General features: G+C 58.4%; 1 protein-coding gene and 1 pseudogene. Both read right to left on the reverse strand.

What is annotated here, in order from left to right; genetic code table 11:
- Nucleotides 1-309 (reverse strand): annotated as a pseudogene (locus tag QD357_RS32100) (sugar ABC transporter permease); the annotation flags it as partial.
- A 52-nt stretch (nucleotides 310-361) separates the two neighbouring features.
- Nucleotides 362-1,597: an ABC transporter substrate-binding protein gene (locus tag QD357_RS32105; RefSeq protein ID WP_414126050.1), complete on the reverse strand. Its 1,236-nt coding sequence runs from the start codon at nucleotides 1,595-1,597 to the stop codon at nucleotides 362-364.
- Nucleotides 1,598-1,659 lie beyond the last annotated feature (62 nt).

A 1,659-nucleotide genomic window follows, 5' to 3' on the forward strand; every position in this document is an offset into this window, starting at 1 on the left:
CAACGATTCAGCGCGAATGCGGCGATCCGCTAGCACCGCCAGCAGCATGCCGAAGGCGAGTGTTCCGGCGATGTAGAGCACACCAAAAATCACCATGTTGACGCAAGATACTAGCCAACGCTGGTTGGTGAAGAGCTTTACATATTGGACGAAACCGACGATCTCGTAGCTCGGCACCAGTGTCGACCGCGTCATCGACATGTAGAAGGTCCAGAAAATCGATCCATAAAAAAATAATGCGATAGCGGCGAAGAACACMATCACGGTGATATCGGGCCTAAAGGCCTGCCGATTGAGCCAAGTTGTCATTCCGAGGTCTCCCCAAACCCTCATGGGCGGCGAAGCGCCGCCCTTCTCAAATTTATTGGCTCTGGAGGATGCCACTCAAGGTCTCGATCGCCGTGTCAGCCGGCATCGACGGGTCGGTCCAGAACTGCGTGGCGAGATCAGTCAACTGGCCGTTCAGGTCTCCAGCAAGTGCGACATAGGCGGAGTTGACCGCCTTMCCCGGCGTGGCCAGCATGGAGACGCCCTTGGCAGCACAAGCATCAAGCGAACTGGTATCGACGTCGAGGCGCGACGGAACAGATCCCTTGACTGCGGCGATCTTGGTTTCGACGGCCGGGTCCATCACGGTTTCTGCCAGAAAAGTCTGGCCCTTGATGCGGTCGTCATCGGCGTTAAGGGGGAAGGCGAAAACATCGACGATCACTGCATAAGCGGGCTTTYCGCTCGGGGTCAGGAAGCAGCMGAACTCTTTCCCAGCCGTCAGCCCGGCCGCGAGAAATTCGCCGCGCGCCCAGTCACCCATGAACTGCATGCCCGCCTTGCCGGTGATCACGAGATTGGTMGTGTCGTTCCACGAACGCCCGGGGCTGGCCGGATCGGCATAGGTCGAAACCTTGCGGTACAGCTCGAACGCCTTGGGCAGAATCGGGGATTTCAACGCGTCCGGATCGCGCTTAACGAACAGCTCGTTCCAATAGTCCGGCCCGCCCAGCGCAAGAATGAAATCGGTGAGGATCKAGACCTCTTGCCAAGGCTCGCCGCCGACGGCAAAAGCGATGTGGCCGGCGGCTTTGAGCTTGTCTGCGACCGCAAACATATCGTCAATGCTCTTTGGTTCTTCAAGCTTCAATTCATCGAACAGCGACTTGGAATACCAGATCCAGTTATCTGCGTGGATGCCTACCGGCAGGGCGACTAGCTTGCCGTCGACATTTAGCTTGTCCCAGATCAGCGGCGCCATCACCTTCTGCCAGCCGCCGGTTTCCGCCAGATCGTTGAAATCGCGAAGCTGGCCTGCAGCGGCAAGGTCGCGCAACGCCGCATTCGGTGTCATCAGGACGGCAGACGGCGGCTCGCCGCCGGCGATACGGCTGGTGGCGGCAGCAATGGCGGAATCGAAATCGGCCGACKGACTGTCGATCCATTTGCCGCCGCGCGCCTTATATGCGTCTGCGATTGTGTTCATCGCCTTGGATTCGCTGGAGCTGGTCCAATACTGCTGCACATCAACGGTCTGGGCATGCGCTGCACTTGCCGTGGCGAGCAGGCCGACAAGGGTCAGTGTGGAAGAGAGTCGTGTCACATTCATTTCAATCCCCTTTTTCTGCAAACGTGCTGTCGATCCAGTTTCGACAGGATGGAGAGGTGCCG

Origin of the sequence: Rhizobium sp. BR 317 (assembly GCF_047445835.1) — a bacterium.
In the GTDB taxonomy this organism is placed as follows: domain Bacteria; phylum Pseudomonadota; class Alphaproteobacteria; order Rhizobiales; family Rhizobiaceae; genus Rhizobium; species Rhizobium paranaense.